At 68.7% G+C, this 15,248-nt stretch carries 12 protein-coding genes; all 12 read right to left on the bottom strand.

Going from position 1 to position 15,248, the window contains the following annotated elements; genetic code table 11:
* Positions 1 to 128 precede the first annotated feature (128 nt).
* The gene (locus MOV80_RS21410) at positions 129 to 992 is read right to left on the bottom strand and encodes a proline/glycine betaine ABC transporter permease (RefSeq protein WP_048412299.1); all 864 of its coding nucleotides are present in this window, start codon (positions 990 to 992) and stop codon (positions 129 to 131) included.
* 80 nt (positions 993 to 1,072) lie between these two features.
* Positions 1,073 to 2,119: a glycine betaine/L-proline ABC transporter ATP-binding protein gene (locus MOV80_RS21405; RefSeq protein WP_118267040.1), complete on the bottom strand. Its 1,047-nt coding sequence runs from the start codon at positions 2,117 to 2,119 to the stop codon at positions 1,073 to 1,075.
* 613 nt (positions 2,120 to 2,732) lie between these two features.
* Positions 2,733 to 3,851 carry a hybrid-cluster NAD(P)-dependent oxidoreductase gene (locus tag MOV80_RS21400; RefSeq protein WP_249605465.1) on the bottom strand — a complete coding sequence of 373 codons (1,119 nt, stop codon included), beginning with the start codon at positions 3,849 to 3,851 and terminating at the stop codon, positions 2,733 to 2,735.
* A 1-nt stretch (position 3,852) separates the two neighbouring features.
* A complete protein-coding gene (locus tag MOV80_RS21395; RefSeq protein ID WP_118267038.1) occupies positions 3,853 to 5,118 on the bottom strand; it encodes an aromatic ring-hydroxylating dioxygenase subunit alpha in 1,266 nt (421 codons plus the stop codon).
* Positions 5,119 to 5,143: 25 nt separating this feature from the next.
* A complete protein-coding gene (locus tag MOV80_RS21390) occupies positions 5,144 to 5,914 on the bottom strand; it encodes an electron transfer flavoprotein subunit beta (protein WP_118267036.1) in 771 nt (256 codons plus the stop codon).
* Complete coding sequence (locus MOV80_RS21385) at positions 5,911 to 7,014, bottom strand: electron transfer flavoprotein subunit alpha/FixB family protein (protein WP_107732017.1); 1,104 nt, start codon at positions 7,012 to 7,014, stop codon at positions 5,911 to 5,913. Before MOV80_RS21385 ends, MOV80_RS21390 begins: the two co-directional genes overlap by 4 nt.
* Positions 7,011 to 8,942 carry a DUF3483 domain-containing protein gene (locus MOV80_RS21380; protein WP_107732016.1) on the bottom strand — a complete coding sequence of 644 codons (1,932 nt, stop codon included), beginning with the start codon at positions 8,940 to 8,942 and terminating at the stop codon, positions 7,011 to 7,013. Before MOV80_RS21380 ends, MOV80_RS21385 begins: the two co-directional genes overlap by 4 nt.
* A gap of 1 nt (position 8,943) precedes the next feature.
* On the bottom strand, positions 8,944 to 11,004 hold the full coding sequence (locus MOV80_RS21375) for an NADH:flavin oxidoreductase (protein WP_107732015.1): 2,061 nt from the start codon (positions 11,002 to 11,004) through the stop codon (positions 8,944 to 8,946).
* A gap of 282 nt (positions 11,005 to 11,286) precedes the next feature.
* Entirely contained in the window at positions 11,287 to 11,820 is a 534-nt protein-coding gene (locus MOV80_RS21370; RefSeq protein WP_107732014.1) for a DUF5943 domain-containing protein, read from the bottom strand.
* 179 nt (positions 11,821 to 11,999) lie between these two features.
* Positions 12,000 to 12,848 (bottom strand): glycine betaine ABC transporter substrate-binding protein, encoded by an 849-nt coding sequence (locus MOV80_RS21365; protein WP_249605464.1) that lies wholly within the window; start codon positions 12,846 to 12,848, stop codon positions 12,000 to 12,002.
* Between the two features lie 108 nt (positions 12,849 to 12,956).
* Positions 12,957 to 14,018 carry a haloacid dehalogenase-like hydrolase gene (locus MOV80_RS21360; RefSeq protein ID WP_249605463.1) on the bottom strand — a complete coding sequence of 354 codons (1,062 nt, stop codon included), beginning with the start codon at positions 14,016 to 14,018 and terminating at the stop codon, positions 12,957 to 12,959.
* 253 nt (positions 14,019 to 14,271) lie between these two features.
* Positions 14,272 to 15,240, bottom strand: a complete 969-nt coding sequence (locus MOV80_RS21355) for a dipeptidase (RefSeq protein ID WP_107732011.1) — start codon at positions 15,238 to 15,240, stop codon at positions 14,272 to 14,274.
* Positions 15,241 to 15,248 lie beyond the last annotated feature (8 nt).

The following is a 15,248-nucleotide window of genomic DNA, read 5'->3' as shown; positions in this document are numbered from 1 at the left end:
TGATACGGTGAGTGCACCTTATACGGTGAGTACGCCTTCGGAACTGCTCATGCGCCACTTGATCGAAGCCGCTTTCTCGGCGGTTCTTGTCTCTCGCTCTCTCCGCTCGCGAACTGGCGAACAGGCTCTCAGCCGTCGGCCTCGGCGCCCGCCGCCGGCGCGCGGCCGAAGCTTTCGGTGATCCGGTCCAGGATGATGGCCAGCAGCACCACCGCCAGCCCGCTCTCGAAGCCCAGGCCCACGTCCAGCCGCTGGATGCTGGCCAAGACATCGTTGCCCAGGCCGCCGGCGCCCACCATGGACGCGATGATCACCATGGACAGCGCCATCATGATGGTCTGGTTGACGCCCGCCATGATGGACGGCAGCGCGATGGGCAGCTGCACCTTGAACAGCAGCTGCCAGGAGGTGCAGCCAAACGCGTTGCCGGCCTCCACCTGTTCCTTGTTCACTTGGCGAATGCCCAGGCTGGTCAGCCGCACCGCCGGCGGCACCGCGAACACCACGGTGGCCAGAATGCCCGGCACCCGCCCCAGTCCGAAGAACATTGCCGCGGGAATCAGATAAACGAAAGCCGGCATGGTCTGCATGAAGTCCAGCGCCGGACGCACCAAGGCGTTGACCAGCCGCCGGCGCGCGCAGCAGATGCCCACCGGCACCCCAAGCAGCAGGCTGACGCAGGTGGCGGACAAGGTCAGCGCCAGCGTGGAGACGGTCTGGCTCCAGAAGCCGGTGGCCCAGATCAGGCCCAGCGCGGCGCAGACGAAGACGGCGAACTTCCAGCCCAGCCGCCACAGGCCGACGCCGGCGAACAGGCCGGCCAGCGCCAGCGGCGGCACGCCCAGCAACAGCGCCTCCACCTGGGTGGCGAACCAGTCGATGCCGCCGCCGATGGCGTCGAAGGCGCCGGCGTTGTTTTCCAGCAGAAAGTGGATGATCTGGTTGACCCAGCTGCCTATCGGCAGCGGAGTCTGGGGACTGATCTCAGCCATGCGGCGTGTTCCTCGTCTCGCCGGACGCGCCCGGAACCGCGAAGGCCGTTCCGCCTCCGTGGCCGCGGCGCCCCTTGGGTTCAGTGATGGGCGGCCGCGCTCAGGCGGTGCTGGGATAGCTTGTTGAGCACGCTGCTGGGCGTGATCACCCCCAGACAGCGGCCGTCGTCGTCGCGCACCAGCAAGGGCTCGGTCTGGCCCAATAGCCGCTGCAACACGTCGGACAGGCTACAGGACGGCGCCACGTGCGGCGCGCCGTCGACGCGCGACGGCGACGCGGCCTCGATCAGGTCCTTGGCCTGCAGATAGCGCGAGGTGTCCACGCTCTTGAAGAAGTCGCGCACGTAATCGTCGGCAGGACGTTCGATGATTTCGCGCGGGCTGCCCACTTGCACCAGCCGGCCGCCCTCCATGATGGCGATGCGGCTGCCTATGCGCAGCGCCTCTTCCAGATCATGGGAAACGAAGACGATGGTGCGGCGCTGCTCGCGCTGCAATTGCAGCAGCAGGTCCTGCATCTCGGCACGCTTGAGCGGGTCCAGCGCCGAGAAGGCCTCGTCCATCAGCATCAGCGAGGGGTTGACCGCCAGCGCGCGCACCAGGCCCACGCGCTGCTGCATGCCGCCGGAGAGTTCGTGCGGGTGTTTGCCGGCAAACGGCGCCAGCCCCACTTGCTCCAGCACTTCCAGCGCCCGCGCCTCGCGCGCCTTGCGCGCGACGCCGGCGATTTCCAGGCCGAAGGCGGCGTTGTCCAGCACCGTCCGGTGCGGCATCAGCGCAAAGCTCTGGAACACCATGCTCATGTCGCGGCGGCGCAGCGCCACCAGTTGCCTGGGCGTCAGCCGGGTCAGGTCCTGGCCGTCCAGCAGGATCTGGCCGGCGCTGGGCTCCAGCAGACGGTTGATCAGGCGGATCAGCGTGGATTTGCCGGAGCCGGACAAGCCCATCAGCACGAAGATTTCGCCGGCCTGCACCGAGAAGGACACGTCGTTGACGCCCACCACCGCCCCGGTGCGCCGGAACACTTCGTCCTTGCGTTCCCCGGCCCGCAGCAGGCGCATCACTTCCGCCGTCTTGCCGCCGAATACCTTGTAGAGATTCCTGACCTCGATCTTGCCCGACTGCATCCCTGTCTCCTTCGGCGCGGCCGCTGACGCGGCGACGGTGGATAAAGCGACGAATGTTTAATGTAAATCAAGGTTCACGATAGGAAGTAAGGGCTGCGCCAAATAACGGTATTCCGACAACAAGCCGTCTGAATCCGACATCCGCGCGCAAAACCAGCCGCTGCGGGCCTCATCGCCCGCTTTCATCGCCGCCGCGGTCCTTGCGGCGGCCGACAGTGTCGTAAAAAAACCGCAATCCGCCGCCCGCTGCGCAAAAAGCAAACGCCTGCCGCGGCCGGAGCGGGCAGGCGTGGAAGCGGAGCGGCGGCGAACGCGTTCTCTACGCCTCGCCAAAGTCTCGCGAGCGGGAGCGGAGTCAGATGAAAACCGCGGAGGAGGCGAAACGTAGTCGTGGCAGATAGCGTTTCGAAGCCTGACTCTCCGCGCCAGGCTCCACGACGCGCAGCAGATCGTCAACGGCTTCTCAGAGCCTGTTTACGATCTCGCGAGCTAAGGCGAGACAAGGCGAAAACAAGCGAAAAAGCGGAGTGTACATACGGTACATGAGCATTTTGAGTTTGTTTTTAACGCCGTATCGCCGACGCGCAGCAGATCGTAAACAGGTTCTCAGGGCCTAGCGGTCGATCACCAAATCGCTCAACGGCAAGCTGCAGCAAGGCAGGAAATAGCCCTGCTCCACTTCGCGCGGCCGGATGCCGCCCTGATGCCGCATATCCACCCGCCCCTCCAGCAGGCGGGTCTTGCAGCTGCCACACACGCCGCGGGTGCAGGAGGACGGCAGCCGCATGCCCTGGGCCAGCGCCGCCGCCAACACCGTCTGCCCCGGCGCCACCGCCAGCTCGTCCCCCATTTTGGCGAAACGCACCTTGAAGCCGCCCTCGGCTCCGGCCGGCGGGGTCCGCGCCGGCTGGTCCGGCTGCGCGGCGCCGAGTTCGGCGAAGCTGAAGCTTTCCTCGTGATAGCGGGCCATATCGAAACCGCACTGGCGCAGCAGCTCGCGCACCGCGGCCATATAGGGCGCGGGGCCGCAGCAAAACACCTGGCGCGCGTGCAGGTCCGGCGCCAGGCGTTCGATCAGCGCCCGGTCCAGCCGGCCGATCAGGCCGGCCCAGTCCGGCTCGCCCGTCCTGTGCTCGCAAATCACCGCCTGGCGGAAGCCGGGGTGGGCGCTGGCCAGCAGGCTCAGCTCCTTGCGGAACACGATGTCGCGCGGCGAGCGGGCGCTGTGCACGAACAGGATGTCGGCGTCAGCGGCCAGATCGGTCAACGCCCGGCTCATCGACATCAGCGGGGTGATGCCGCTGCCGGCGGACAAAAAAAGATACGGCGCGCCGGCGTGGCGCGCATAGCTGAATTCGCCGGCAGGCCCCAGCGCCCGCAGCGTCATCCCCGGCCGCAAATGCTCGTGCAGCCAGCCGGAGACGACGCCGCCGGGAATGCGCTTGACGGTGATGGACACCCGGTCCGGCCGGGTGGGCGTGGACGACAGCGTATAGCAACGGTTGACCGCGACGCCGGCGATGTCCAGCTCCAGCGTGAGGAACTGGCCGGGCTGGTAGTGGAAACGACGCGGCGGCTCGGCGCGGAACACGAAGGTTTTCACGTCATGGGTTTCTTCCCGCGCCTGCACGCAGACGAGCGCGCTGTCTTCGCCGGCCCGCCACAGCGGCGGGTCGGCGGGCATTGGCCGATAATCCGGCCGGCCGGCCGGCTGCACATTGTCCGTGCTCACGTTATCCTCGCTCCAGGCCATGGCCCAGCCGCTGCACATACCAGTCGGTGAATTTTTCCACCAGCGCCTCGGTGTACGGCGAGTAAGGCCCGGGGCGATAAGCGGAGCCGTTGACGCCGCGCTGCGACTCCTCCACCAGCCGGCGGTCCTGCAGATTGGTGGCCCGCCACACCCGGGTGAGGTTGTCCACCTCGTAGTCCACGCCCTCGACCGCGTCCTTGTGCACCAGCCAGCTGGTGCGCACCAGCGTGCTTTCCGCCGACAGCGGCAAGGCGGCGAAAGTAACGATGTGGTCGGCCATGAAATGGTGCCAGGAGTTGGGCTGGGTCCAGAACGACAGGCCGCCGGACGCCGGGTCGCGCAGCTCGCCCAGCAGCTTGCGGCAAGCCGCGCCGGTGTCCACGGTCTGGGACTGGCCCTTGCGGTCCAGCGGCATGCGCATGGCGCGATAGCCGGACGTCTCGGACAGGCGGTCGATTTCGGCCGACGGCAGCCCGCCGGCCTCCCAGCGCGCGTGGCTATCGGCGACGACGCGCTGGTAATCGGCCAGCCCGGCCGCCTGTTCCGCCCTGGGCGCGAAGCCGTAGCTGTAGGCGTACAGCGAGACGGTCAGCTCCGGATGGTTGCTGGTGCAGTGATAGCACTCGCGGTTGTTCTCCATCGTCAGCTTCCAGTTGCCGGCCTCGACGATGTCCACCTGGGCCGCCACCTTGCAGTCGTCGATGTGGTGCGGCGCGAGATAGGGCGCCATCCGGCCCATCATCTCGTCGATGTCCTCCGGCGGCTGTTCGGCCAGACAGATGAACAGCAGCCCTTCCAGGTTTTTCAGCGCCACCGGCTTGAGGCTGTGATGCGAGGGGTCGAAACCGTCCGCCATGTGGTCGGCGAAGATCAGCCGGCCGGACAGATCGTAAGTCCATTGATGATAGGGGCAGACCAGATTGCCCACCGAGCCCTGGCGCCCGGCGCACAGCCGCGAGCCGCGGTGGCGGCAGACATTGTGAAAGGCCCGGACGGCCATGTCGTCGTCGCGCAGGATCAGGATGGGGTCGCGGCCCAGTTCCACGGTCAGGTAGTCGCCCGGCTCCGGTATTTCCGCGCTGACGCCGACGTAAATCCAGTGACGGCGGAAGATGTATTCGAGGTCGGCTTCGAACACCTGCGGCGAATGGTAGAACGGCGCCTCCAGGCTGAAGCCGGGCCGGCGGCGGGCCAGCAGTTCGCGCAGCGGGGCCGCGGAAGGAACGGAAATGACGCTGTGGGACATGTATCTCACCTCCAAGGCGGGCCGCTCAAAAATCGACGAGCTGATGTTGCCGCAGGTAATCCAGCACCGCTTGCGCTTTCTCGACGGAATCCCCCTGTTTTACGACGCGCCCGCCGCCGGCCGCCTCGCCGGCGATCGCCCCCAGCAGACGCTCCAGGCCGCTGCCGCGCTGCGCCGCCAGCGCCCGCGCGCGCCGCGCCGGCTCCAGCCTGGGTGCGGGCATGGGCGCCCCCGCCGCCGTCCGCCGCGTCAGCACGCCGCGCTGCAAGCCGGCCCAGGACCAGCGCGGCTCCGCGCCGTCCGGCTTGACGCTGGCCAGCAAGGGCGCGTGGGCCGCCAGCCGCCGCCGCCGGCCCTTGGCCAGGCCCTGCAGCGCCCGCCACTCCCCGTCCGCCTCGCTCAGTTCCAGCACCCCGGGCAGCAAGGGACGGTCCAGGCCTTCCGCCAGCAGATAGGGCAGCAGCGCCGACGCCTCGCCGCCGCCGGAACGCTCGCCGCACAGAATCAGTTCGAAGCCGCCCAGCGCGGCGATCAGCGCCGGCGCCGGGTCGCTGTCCGCCGGCAAGTCCAGCACGGTGATGGCCGCCGCGCCCTGGGCCAGGTAGTCGGCCAGCGCGTCCTTGTCCGCGGCCCCGGCGTGCAGCACGACGAAGGCGCGGCCCAGGCGGCGCGCCAGCGCCAGCGCGGCCAGGTCGCCCGCGCCGGCGCAGGGCCGCCCGCTGACCGGATGCGCCGCCGGCGCCACCAACACCGCCGTTTTCGCTTCCGCGCCGGCGGCAAAGACTGTCTGGCTCATGAGCGCGCCTCCTTGCCTTCTCGCTCCAGCAAGGCCTGCAAGGCGTGGATGAAGGACTGGCAGTCGTCGATGACGCTCAGGTCCGCCCGTTTGACCATGGGCGCGGCCGCGTCCAGATTGACCGCGATCACGTGGCGACAGGCCTTGATGCCTTGCAAGTGCTGCACCGCGCCGGAGATGCCCAGCGCCAGATAGGCGCTGGCCTGCACGCTGCGGCCGGTGGCGCCCACTTGCTGCTCGCGGCGGAAGCGCCCGTCGTCCACCGCCACCCGCGACGCGCCCACCGCCGCGCCCATGGTTGCCGCCAGCCGCAGGAAGGCCGGCACGTCGCTGACCCCGTTGCCGGCGGCCAGAATCAGGTCCGCCTCCTCCAGCGCCAGCTGCGAAGCCGGGCTGACGACGCTGCCCAGGTCCCTCACCCGCTCCGCCGCCGCCTCCGCCGCGCCGGCCTGCCGGCGTCCCAGCCCGACGAAGGGCAGCCGGGCATCGGCGACGCCGCGCGCCAGCAGCAGCGTCTCGGCGGGGGCGTGCACGCTGAAGCCCGCGCCCGGCCGGCGGCGGCGCGCGCCGTCGGCGGCGATTTCCACGATGTCGGTCAACACCGACAAGCGCTCGCGGCAGGCGAAGCGCCGGCCCAGGTCGGCGTCGTCGCCGCGGTCGGCGAACAGGATGTGACGCGGCGTCTCTTGCCGCCACAGCCGCCGCAGCAAGGCCAGCTTGGCCTCCGGCGCGAAGCCCGGGTCGGCCAGCGTCAGCGCGCGGTCCAGCGCCAGTTCGGCCAGTTCGGCGTCGGCGCAGCCGTCCATGCCGAACAAGACCGCCAGCACCTCCTCCCGCGGGCCGGCCAACAGGGCGGCGGCGGCGATGGCCTCGCGCGCCGCCTCGTCCAGCTGGCCGCGTTCGGCGTGCGCCACCACCAGCACCCGGCCGTCGAACGGCCCGGCGCTGCGCAAGGGCTTGGCCGCCGCCATGTTTGCCGCGGGCGGCGCGTCGCGCCGGCCGCCGTCCTCGCCCAGCACGATGCGCTTGAGCCCGCCCGGCGAGCGCACCCAGGGCCGCCGCGGGTCCACCCGCAGCGCGGTTTGCGTCCTGCTCTTCATACCACCTCCCTCTCGACCGCGCCTTGCCCTTGCGCCGGCTCATGGCCGGCGTTCAGCAGACGCTCCGCCACCAGTTCCGCCAATTCCACCACCTCCGCCCGCGCGCCGCTGACGCCTTCCAGCATCGCGGTGCAATTGGGGCAGGCCACCGCGACGCGGCCGGCGCCGGCGGCGCGGACGTCGTCCATGCGCATGTCCGGAATCCGGCGCGGCCCGGGCACATCGGTAAAGGCCGCCCCGCCGCCCCAGCCGCAGCAGCGAGCGTCGCGGCCGGAGCGGCTCATCTCCACCACCTGGATGCCGATGCCGGCCAGCACCCGGCGCGGCGCGGCGTAGCCCTCGTTGTAGCGGCCCAGATAACAGGGGTCGTGATAGCTCAGCGGCTCGGCCGAGTCGCGGGAGCGCACGCGGATCGCCCGCGTCTCCAGCAGTTGGTCCAGCAGCCGGCTGTGATGCCAGACTTCGTAATGTCCGCCCAGCGCCGGGTACTCATTGGCCAGGCAATGAAAAACATGCGGGTCCGGCGTGACGATGCGGGTGAAGCGGTAGCGGCCCAGCGTGGCGATATTGGCCAGCGCCAGCCGCTGAAAACCCGCCTCGTCGCCCAGCCGGCGCGCCAGATCGCCGCAGTCGCGCTCGGCCTCGCCCAGCGCCGCCACGCGCAGGCCGGCGGCCTTGAGCACGGTCAGCAGGGCGCGCAAAGCGCGCTGATAGCGCATGTCGAACGCGCCCTCGCCCGCCAGCAGCAGCCAATCGACGGCCTCGCCCTCGCGCAGCAAGGGCAGCTCCAGATCCGCCGCCCAGTGGTAGCGGGCGCGCAGCGGATGGCCGCCGACGGTGTCGGTATGGCGCAGATTGGCCAGCGCCGCCGCGCCCTTGCCCGGCAGCTCGCCGCGCGCCAGGGTCAGATGCCGACGCAGATCGATCACCGCGTCGACGTGCTCGATCAGCATCGGGCAGCTTTCCACGCAGGCGCGGCAGGTGGTGCAGGACCACAAGGTGTCCGCCGCCAGCGCGCCGCCGACGATGTCCCGGTCCGCGCTCGCGGCCGCGGCCGCCGGCCGGCCCGGATGCGGGCTGCCGGCGTAGGCCGGGCCGCCGCCGCCCATCGCCGCCACCAGGTCCTGGATCAGACGCTTGGGGTTCAGCGGCTGGCCGGCGGCGAAGGCCGGACAGGCGGCTTCGCACTTGCCGCATTGCACGCAGGCGTCGAAGGACAGCAGGCGGTTCCAGGCGAAATCGGCCGCCCGCGCCGCGCCCAGCTCGCCGGCGGCCAGGTTCAAGGGCTTCAGGTCGGCGGACTTGCCGGCGAAGCGCTCGGCGCGCGGGTGGAAGGCCAGGTGCAGCAAGCCGGCCACCGCGTGCTTCATCGGCCGCCCCAGGCCTATGCCCAGCGCCAGCTCCGCGCCGCCCAGCGTCAGCAGCAGCAGAGCGACCGCGGCCAGCCCTTGCCCGGCGGCGCTCAGCCAGAGCTCGCCGCCTGCCAGCGCCGCGGCCAGCAGCGCGCCCAAGGCGAAACAGGCCAGCAAGGCCGGCAATTGCTGCCACGCGCCCTGCGACAGCCGGGCCGGCGGCGGGCGGCGGCGGGCGCGCATCAGCGCCGCGCCGGCCAGCATCAGCGCCGCCGCCGTCGCCAGCAGCAGATCCAGCCAGCGCTGGTGCAGCAACAGGCCGTAATTGAGCGCGATCAGCAGCAGCACCGCCGTTCCGCCGCCGGCCGCCGCCACGTGGGCGCGCGCCGCGGCCGGATCGCGGGCCACCACGCGGTGCAGATCGACGAAGTAGCGCCTGGGCGCGGCCAGCAGGCCGAGCCAGGACGCCGGCGCGGCGCGCCCCCGCCGCCACAGCCGCGCGCGCCGGAGCAGCCCGGCGGCCAGCAACAAGGCGCCCAGCCAGAACAGGCCGCTGAGAAGATGGGGAAAGCTCATGTCAGAAATCCTTGACCAGCCGCAGCGCGTCGTAGAGCGCGCCGTGGATATTGTGCATGGACACGCAATCGCCTACGCGGAACAGTAGGAACTCCCCGTCCTCCAGCGGCCAGTCCAGGCAGGGTTGCGGCTCGGCGGCGAACAGCGCCCGCACATCGGTCTGGCCGCGGTTCCTGGCCAGCGGCTTCAGTTGCCGGTACAAGGCGTCGTCGGGCAGCACGCCGTTGTCTATCACCACCTGGTCCACCTCCCGCTCTTCCAGCGCCTCGGTGTATTCATTGCGCAGCACGGCGATTCTCTTGTCGCCCTCGGCGTACACCCCTTCCAGCCAGACATTGGGGCTGGGAATGATGCCTTGCGCATACAGCCGGCGGTAGAAGATGGGAAAGGTGGTGCCGCCGGTGTCCTCGCCCACTTTCACCTCCGGGGTGGCGATTTCCACCAGGCTGCCGCGACTGGCCAGATAGTCGGCGACGCCGAAGCCGGCGTGGCCGCCCAGCGCGTCGTAGACCAGCACCTTGCCGGCCGGCTCCACTTGACCGGACAGAATGTCCCAGCTGCTGACGGCCAGCCCCTCGGCCACGCCCCAGGCCGGCACCTGGCCAGTGTGCGGACGGCCGCCGGTGGCCAGCACCACGATGTCCGGCCGCTGGTCCATGATCATGGAGCGGTCCGCCGCCGCGCCCAGCCTGCGGTCCACCCCCAGACGCTGGATTTCCATGTCCAGCCAACGCACGATGCCAGCCATCTGTTCGCGCTGCGGCGCCCGGGCCGCCAGCAGGATCTGGCCGCCCACCTGCGGCTGGCGCTCGAACAGCACCACCTCGTGGCCGCGCTCGCGCGCCACCCGCGCCGCCTCCAGACCGGCCGGACCGGCGCCCACCACCACGACCCGGCGCTGCCGCGGCGCCGGGGCGATGAGATGCGGCATGCTGGCCTCGCGGCTGGTGGCGGCGTTCTGGATGCACAGCACGTCCTGGCCGTAGTACTGGCGGTCTATGCAGTAGTTGGCGCCCACGCACTGGCGGATCTGGTCCTCCCTGCCGTCGCGGATTTTTATCACCAGGTGCGGATCGGCCATGTGGGCGCGGGTCATGCCCACCATGTCCACCATGCCGGCGGCCAGGATGCGTTCCGCCTGCACCGGGTCGCGTATGCTCTGCGCATGCATCACCGGCACCTTGGACACCGATTTGATGCCGGCGGCCAGGTGCACGAAAGGCTCGGGCGGCAAGGCCATGGGCGGCATGCAGTTGGCCAGGCTGTTGTGGGTGTCCGCGCCGGAGCCTATCACCGACAGGTAGTCGATCAACCCGGTTTCGGACATGCGGGCGGCGATCTCCTTGAGCATGTCGTGGCTGAGGCCGTCTTCGTGGAATTCGTCGCCGCACATTCGCAGGCCGACGCAGAAATCCGCGCCCACCTCGGCGCGCACCGCCTGCAGCACCTCCATGCCGAAGCGCAGCCGGTTTTCCAGGCTGCCGCCCCATTCGTCGTCGCGCTGATTGGTGCGCGGGCTCCAGAACTGATCGATCAGGTGCTGGTGGGCGGCGGCGATCTCGACGCCGTCCAGGCCGGCGGCCTTGACCCGCCGCGCCGCCAGCGCGAAATCGGCGATCACGCGGCGGATGTCCTCCACCTCCATGATCTTGGCGTTGCCGCGGTGCACCGGTTCGCGCACGCCCGAGGGGCTGAGCAGGTGCGGCCAGTGTTCGCCCTGGTAGCTGGAGCGCCGCCCCATATGGGTGGCCTGGATCATGATCTTGGCGCCGTGGCGGTGCATGGCCTCGGCCAGCCGCGCCAGCGGCTCGATCACCGCGTCGCTGGCCAGGTTCACCGATTTCCACCAGCTCTGCGGGCTGTCGATGGACACCGGGCTGGAGCCGCCGCAAATCGCCAACCCCAGCCCGCCCTTGGCTTTCTCCTCGTAATAGCGGATGTAGCGCTCCCCCGGCAGGCCGCCGGTTTCGGCGTAGACCTCGGCGTGGGCGGTGCTGACGATGCGGTTGCGCAAGGTCAGCCGGTTCAGGGTGATGGGTTCGAACAAGTGGGGGTAAGACATGGCCGGCTCCTAAGGGTCTGTTGACGTATGTTTTCCCCGCCGCGCTGACCGAGAAAAGTGCGCTCTACAAGGCGGAGGGCGCAGGCCTTGGTAAACCAAGGCCAAGCCTGACAACGCCGTAGAGGGAGCTTTCCTCGGTCAGCCCTCCGGGTTCGTCCCCAGCCGGCGCCTCGCTTTGTCGACCGCCTCTAGCAGTGAATAACACTGCGGCGAGGCGGCCTTCGCGCGCCGCATCCGGCTGGGGACGAACGCAGCGGTAAAACATACGTCAACAGACCCTAACTACAAGGGGTGGACCGTGAACGCGCAATGCGGCGCGCCCTGCCCGGCGCACTGGCTTTCGCGGCAGACGGTGCGGTAATCGCGCCCCAGGTCTTCCCCCACCCAATCCATCGCGCCGGCGAACCAGCCGGCGAACAGATAGCAGGCCATGTGTTCACTTTGCGGCGCGCCGGCCTCGCCCTGGGCCAGCACGAAACAGGAGTGGTCCAGCCGGATGTGGGCGTTGCCGCTGGCGGCGTCGGCCTCCAGAAGGCGGAAACGGCCCCAACCGCGCAAGGACAGCCGGCTCAGGTAGTGCTCGAACACCGCCAGGCCGGACAGGCCGTGGGTGGCCGCCTCGCTTGCGCACCAGAAATGGGCGGAGCGATAACCGGCCTGGTAGAGCGCGTCCGCGTACTGGCGGCGGCCCAGCGCCGCCTCCATGGCCAGGTGGTTGTTGATGAAGAAATGGCGCGGCACGTACAGCATGGGCAGGCCGTTGGTGCGCCAGACGCCGCTGTCCGGGTCCACGTCGATGGGAAGTTGCGGTTGCATGCCGTTCTCCTGTGCAAGCCGGGCGCAGCCCGTCATTGCCGGCATGTTGCCGCAGCCCATCCCGAGCCGGAGCCGCGGGCGCGACCGGTTTTTGCCCATTGCCGACACCGCGCGGCGCGAACGCAAAAAAGGCGGACCGCGGTCCGCCAAGGGGAGGAAGAACATTGAACACGCCCGACTCAGGGCGCCCATTCGGCCACCCGCGCCGGGTGGGCCTGCACCCAGGACGCCGCCGCCGCGGCCGGCTTGTTGCCGGTTTCCACCGCCAGCATCAGCGAGCCGATTTCCTCCGGCCGCCAGCGGAAACGCTGCAGAAAGGCCAGCACCTGCGGCGCTTTGGCGCTGAGGCCGGGGTGGGCCACGCTGTTGACGTGCTCGGCCTCGCCGAACACCTTTTGCGGATCGTCGAGAAAGCGCAGCTTCCATTTAACGAACATCCAATGCGGCACCCAGCCGGTGACCACGATGGGCTTGCGGGCGTTGATCGCGCGCGCCAGCTCCGCCGTCATGCCCGGCCCGGAACTGGGCATCAGCGTCAAATTCAGCCGGTAGGCCTTGATCGCCTCTTCGGTCTTTTGCATCACCCCGGCGCCGGCGTCGATGCCGACGATGCGCCCCAGCAGCGCCGTCCGGGCGGCGTTGAGATCGCCGATGGCGCGGGCGGCGACATAGTCCGGCACCACCAGGCCGATGCGGGCGTCGGCGTAATTGGGTCCCAGGTCCAGCACCTTGCCCTTGAACTGCCGGTAATACGCGCCCTGGGTCACCGGCAGCCAGGCCGACAGCGTGGCGTCCAGATCGCCGCGCGCCACGCCCTGCCACATGATGCCGGCGGCCACCGGCACCAGCTCCACCGGGTGGCCCAGCCGGCCGCGAATGATCTGGGCCGCCACCTGGGTGGTGACTACGCTGTCCGCCCAGCCTTCGACGTAGCCGATCTTGATGACGGGCTTGCCGGGCGGGGCCTCCGCCGCCTGGGCCGGCGCGCACAAGAGCAGCAGGATGATGCAACACCATTGCCTCAACATATTTGCTTCCTCCCTTAAGAGCCTGTTTACGATCTGCTGCGCGTCGGCGATACCCGCTTGCCAGCGGCGTGAGAATGCCCATCCGCCCCATTCCGCGCCTTCCAGCGCTTATTGAATCTGCTCTGGCTTCACCACCAGCCAGTTGCGGTCCGCCGTCGCCGGCTGCCCCAGCTTGCGCTGCTGCCTGGCCGCTTCCCGGCTCCAGCTGCGGATCTGATCCCAATAGCCCGCTTTGCGGTCGACCCAGATCCTCAAGCCGCCCTTGGCCGCATCGACGCCGTTCAGCAGCATGTAGCCATCGGATAGCGGCGTGTCCCCGGCCACCAGCACCGGCTTGCGCCACTGGTCTATCCAGCCCAGCATGGTCCCGGCCTTGCCCTCGTACCAGGTCATGGGGTTCATCAGATAGGGGGTCAGCTCCAGGTCCAAATTGCGTTCCGGCTCATAGCCGCCGCGCTTGATCTGCAAACGCGAGGTGGTCAGCGCGCCGCTGCTTCGATCTTTCAGCAGCAGATTGACGCCCAGCACATTCTGCGGCGGCACCCGGTAGCCGTAACGCGGGTCGCTGGCCACCATACGCACCAGTTCTTCGCTGGCCGCGGTCATCACGTAGACGGCGATGCCGTTCTCCCGTAGCTTGGTGTAGAGCTCGACCATGCCGCTGAACACGCGCGGCGCCGGCACGCTGCCCTCCACCGGCTTGCCCTGATGGAAATACCTGACCGGCACCGGGGCGCTGCTGGCCATCAGCGCGTCCACCTGGGTCTTGAGTTGGCGCAGCGTCAGCCCGGAAAACACCTGCGCGGCCCAGGGGTAGCAGATCAATTCGTCTATCTCGCACAGCCGCAGATAGTAGCTGTACAGGCTTTCCGGCCGGTCCGGCTCGTCGCGGAAGGGAATCAGCTTCAAGGACGGGGCCAGCCGCTCGCGGCTGAGCAAGCCCTTGGCTTCCAGATAAGGCAGCAGCGCTTCTTCCAGATCGTAGCGGTAACTGGTGTTGTCCATGTCGAACACCGCGTATTCGCCCTTATGAGCATTGGCCTTGATCATGGCGTTCAGCCGTTCCGCGATCTTGGGCGGCCAGTGCTTCAGCTCGGTCTCCGCCGCCGCCGGCTGGGCCCAAAGCGCGGCCGACAACAACAAAGCCCCCAATACTTTAAGTTGCGTCATAAATCCTCCTGAATGTGCATCGGATGCGGCGGGCCCGCCTTGGAACCTGTTCAAGGTCTGCTGCGCGTCGTGAAGCGTTGCACGGTGAGTACCAGCTCAAAATGCTCATGTACCCCGTGTACATTCCGCTTTTTCGCTAGTTTTCGCCTTGTCTCGCCCTTGCTCGCAAGACTTTGAACAGGCTCATAGAACCACCCATGCGCCGCTTGCGCGCAAGGCGGCTCAACGCAGGAGCAGCGCTTTTGTCAGGGGGCTAAGCCCCCCACACCTCGCCGAACACCCGCAGCCAGTTCTCGCCCAGCACTTTGCGTATCTTGCGTTCCGGCCAGCCGGCCCGCTGCATCGCCGCGGTCAGATTGGGGGTTTCGCCTATGGTGCGGATGCCCTCCGGGTTGAGGATGGGGCCGAAATCGGTCAGCCGGCGATAGCGGCCTTTGTCGTGGGTGATCCAGTCGAAGAAGCGCTGGTCGTAACCCTGGGTGAAATCGGTGCCGTAGCCGACGCAGTCTTCGCCGACCAGCGCTATCACGTAATCCATGGCCTCCACGTAATCGTCCACGGTGGCTGCGGTCCCCCGGCGCAGAAAGGGCGGAAACATGGTGACGCCGATGAAGCCGCCGTGATCGGCGATGAAGCGCAGTTCCTCGTCGCTCTTGTTGCGCGGATGCGGCTTGAGACCGGAAGGCAGGCAATGGGAATAACAGACCGGCTTCGTCGACGCCAGAATGGCTTCGCGCGAGGTGAGACCGCCCACATGGGACAGGTCCACCATGATGCCGACGCGGTTCATTTCGGCGATGACTTCGCGGCCAAAGCCGGACAGGCCGCCGTCGCGCTCGTAACAGCCGGTGCCGATCAGGTTCTGCGTGTTGTAGCACAGCTGCGCCACGCGCACCCCCATGTCGGCGAAGGTTTCGACATATTCCAGCCTGTCCTCGAAGGCGTGGGCGTTCTGGAAGCCCAGGATGATGCCGGTGCGGCCCTCCGCCTTGGCGCGGCGGATGTCCGCGACGCTGAGCGCCAGCGTCAGCAGCTCGTCGTGCTCGCGGATCAGCCGCTTCATCTCGGCGATATTGTTCATGGTGTCCTGAAAGCCCTCCCACACCGACACGGTGCAGTTGGCGGCGCTCAGCCCGCCGCGGCGCATGTCCTCGAACACCGGGCGCGCCCATTTGGCGATGATCAGCCCGTCTATCACCAGCGCGTCTGCATGCAAATCCATTGCCGTCT

The organism is Chromobacterium sp. IRSSSOUMB001 (assembly GCF_023507765.1).
In the GTDB taxonomy this organism is placed as follows: Bacteria; Pseudomonadota; Gammaproteobacteria; order Burkholderiales; family Chromobacteriaceae; genus Chromobacterium; species Chromobacterium haemolyticum.
This window is presented reverse-complemented; position numbering and strand designations above follow the sequence as displayed.

What these genes read in the sequence shown, in the direction of transcription:
- MOV80_RS21380 (WP_107732016.1), bottom strand. Translation starts at nt 8,942, where the DNA reads ATGAGCTTTCCCCATCTTCTCAGCGGCCTGTTCTGGCTGGGCGCCTTG.
- MOV80_RS21370 (WP_107732014.1), bottom strand. Translation starts at nt 11,820, where the DNA reads ATGCAACCGCAACTTCCCATCGACGTGGACCCGGACAGCGGCGTCTGG.
- MOV80_RS21385 (WP_107732017.1), bottom strand. Translation starts at nt 7,014, where the DNA reads ATGAAGAGCAGGACGCAAACCGCGCTGCGGGTGGACCCGCGGCGGCCC.
- MOV80_RS21360 (WP_249605463.1), bottom strand. Translation starts at nt 14,018, where the DNA reads ATGACGCAACTTAAAGTATTGGGGGCTTTGTTGTTGTCGGCCGCGCTT.
- MOV80_RS21355 (WP_107732011.1), bottom strand. Translation starts at nt 15,240, where the DNA reads ATGGATTTGCATGCAGACGCGCTGGTGATAGACGGGCTGATCATCGCC.
- MOV80_RS21395 (WP_118267038.1), bottom strand. Translation starts at nt 5,118, where the DNA reads ATGTCCCACAGCGTCATTTCCGTTCCTTCCGCGGCCCCGCTGCGCGAA.
- MOV80_RS21390 (WP_118267036.1), bottom strand. Translation starts at nt 5,914, where the DNA reads ATGAGCCAGACAGTCTTTGCCGCCGGCGCGGAAGCGAAAACGGCGGTG.
- MOV80_RS21405 (WP_118267040.1), bottom strand. Translation starts at nt 2,119, where the DNA reads ATGCAGTCGGGCAAGATCGAGGTCAGGAATCTCTACAAGGTATTCGGC.
- MOV80_RS21365 (WP_249605464.1), bottom strand. Translation starts at nt 12,848, where the DNA reads ATGTTGAGGCAATGGTGTTGCATCATCCTGCTGCTCTTGTGCGCGCCG.
- MOV80_RS21375 (WP_107732015.1), bottom strand. Translation starts at nt 11,004, where the DNA reads ATGTCTTACCCCCACTTGTTCGAACCCATCACCCTGAACCGGCTGACC.
- MOV80_RS21410 (WP_048412299.1), bottom strand. Translation starts at nt 992, where the DNA reads ATGGCTGAGATCAGTCCCCAGACTCCGCTGCCGATAGGCAGCTGGGTC.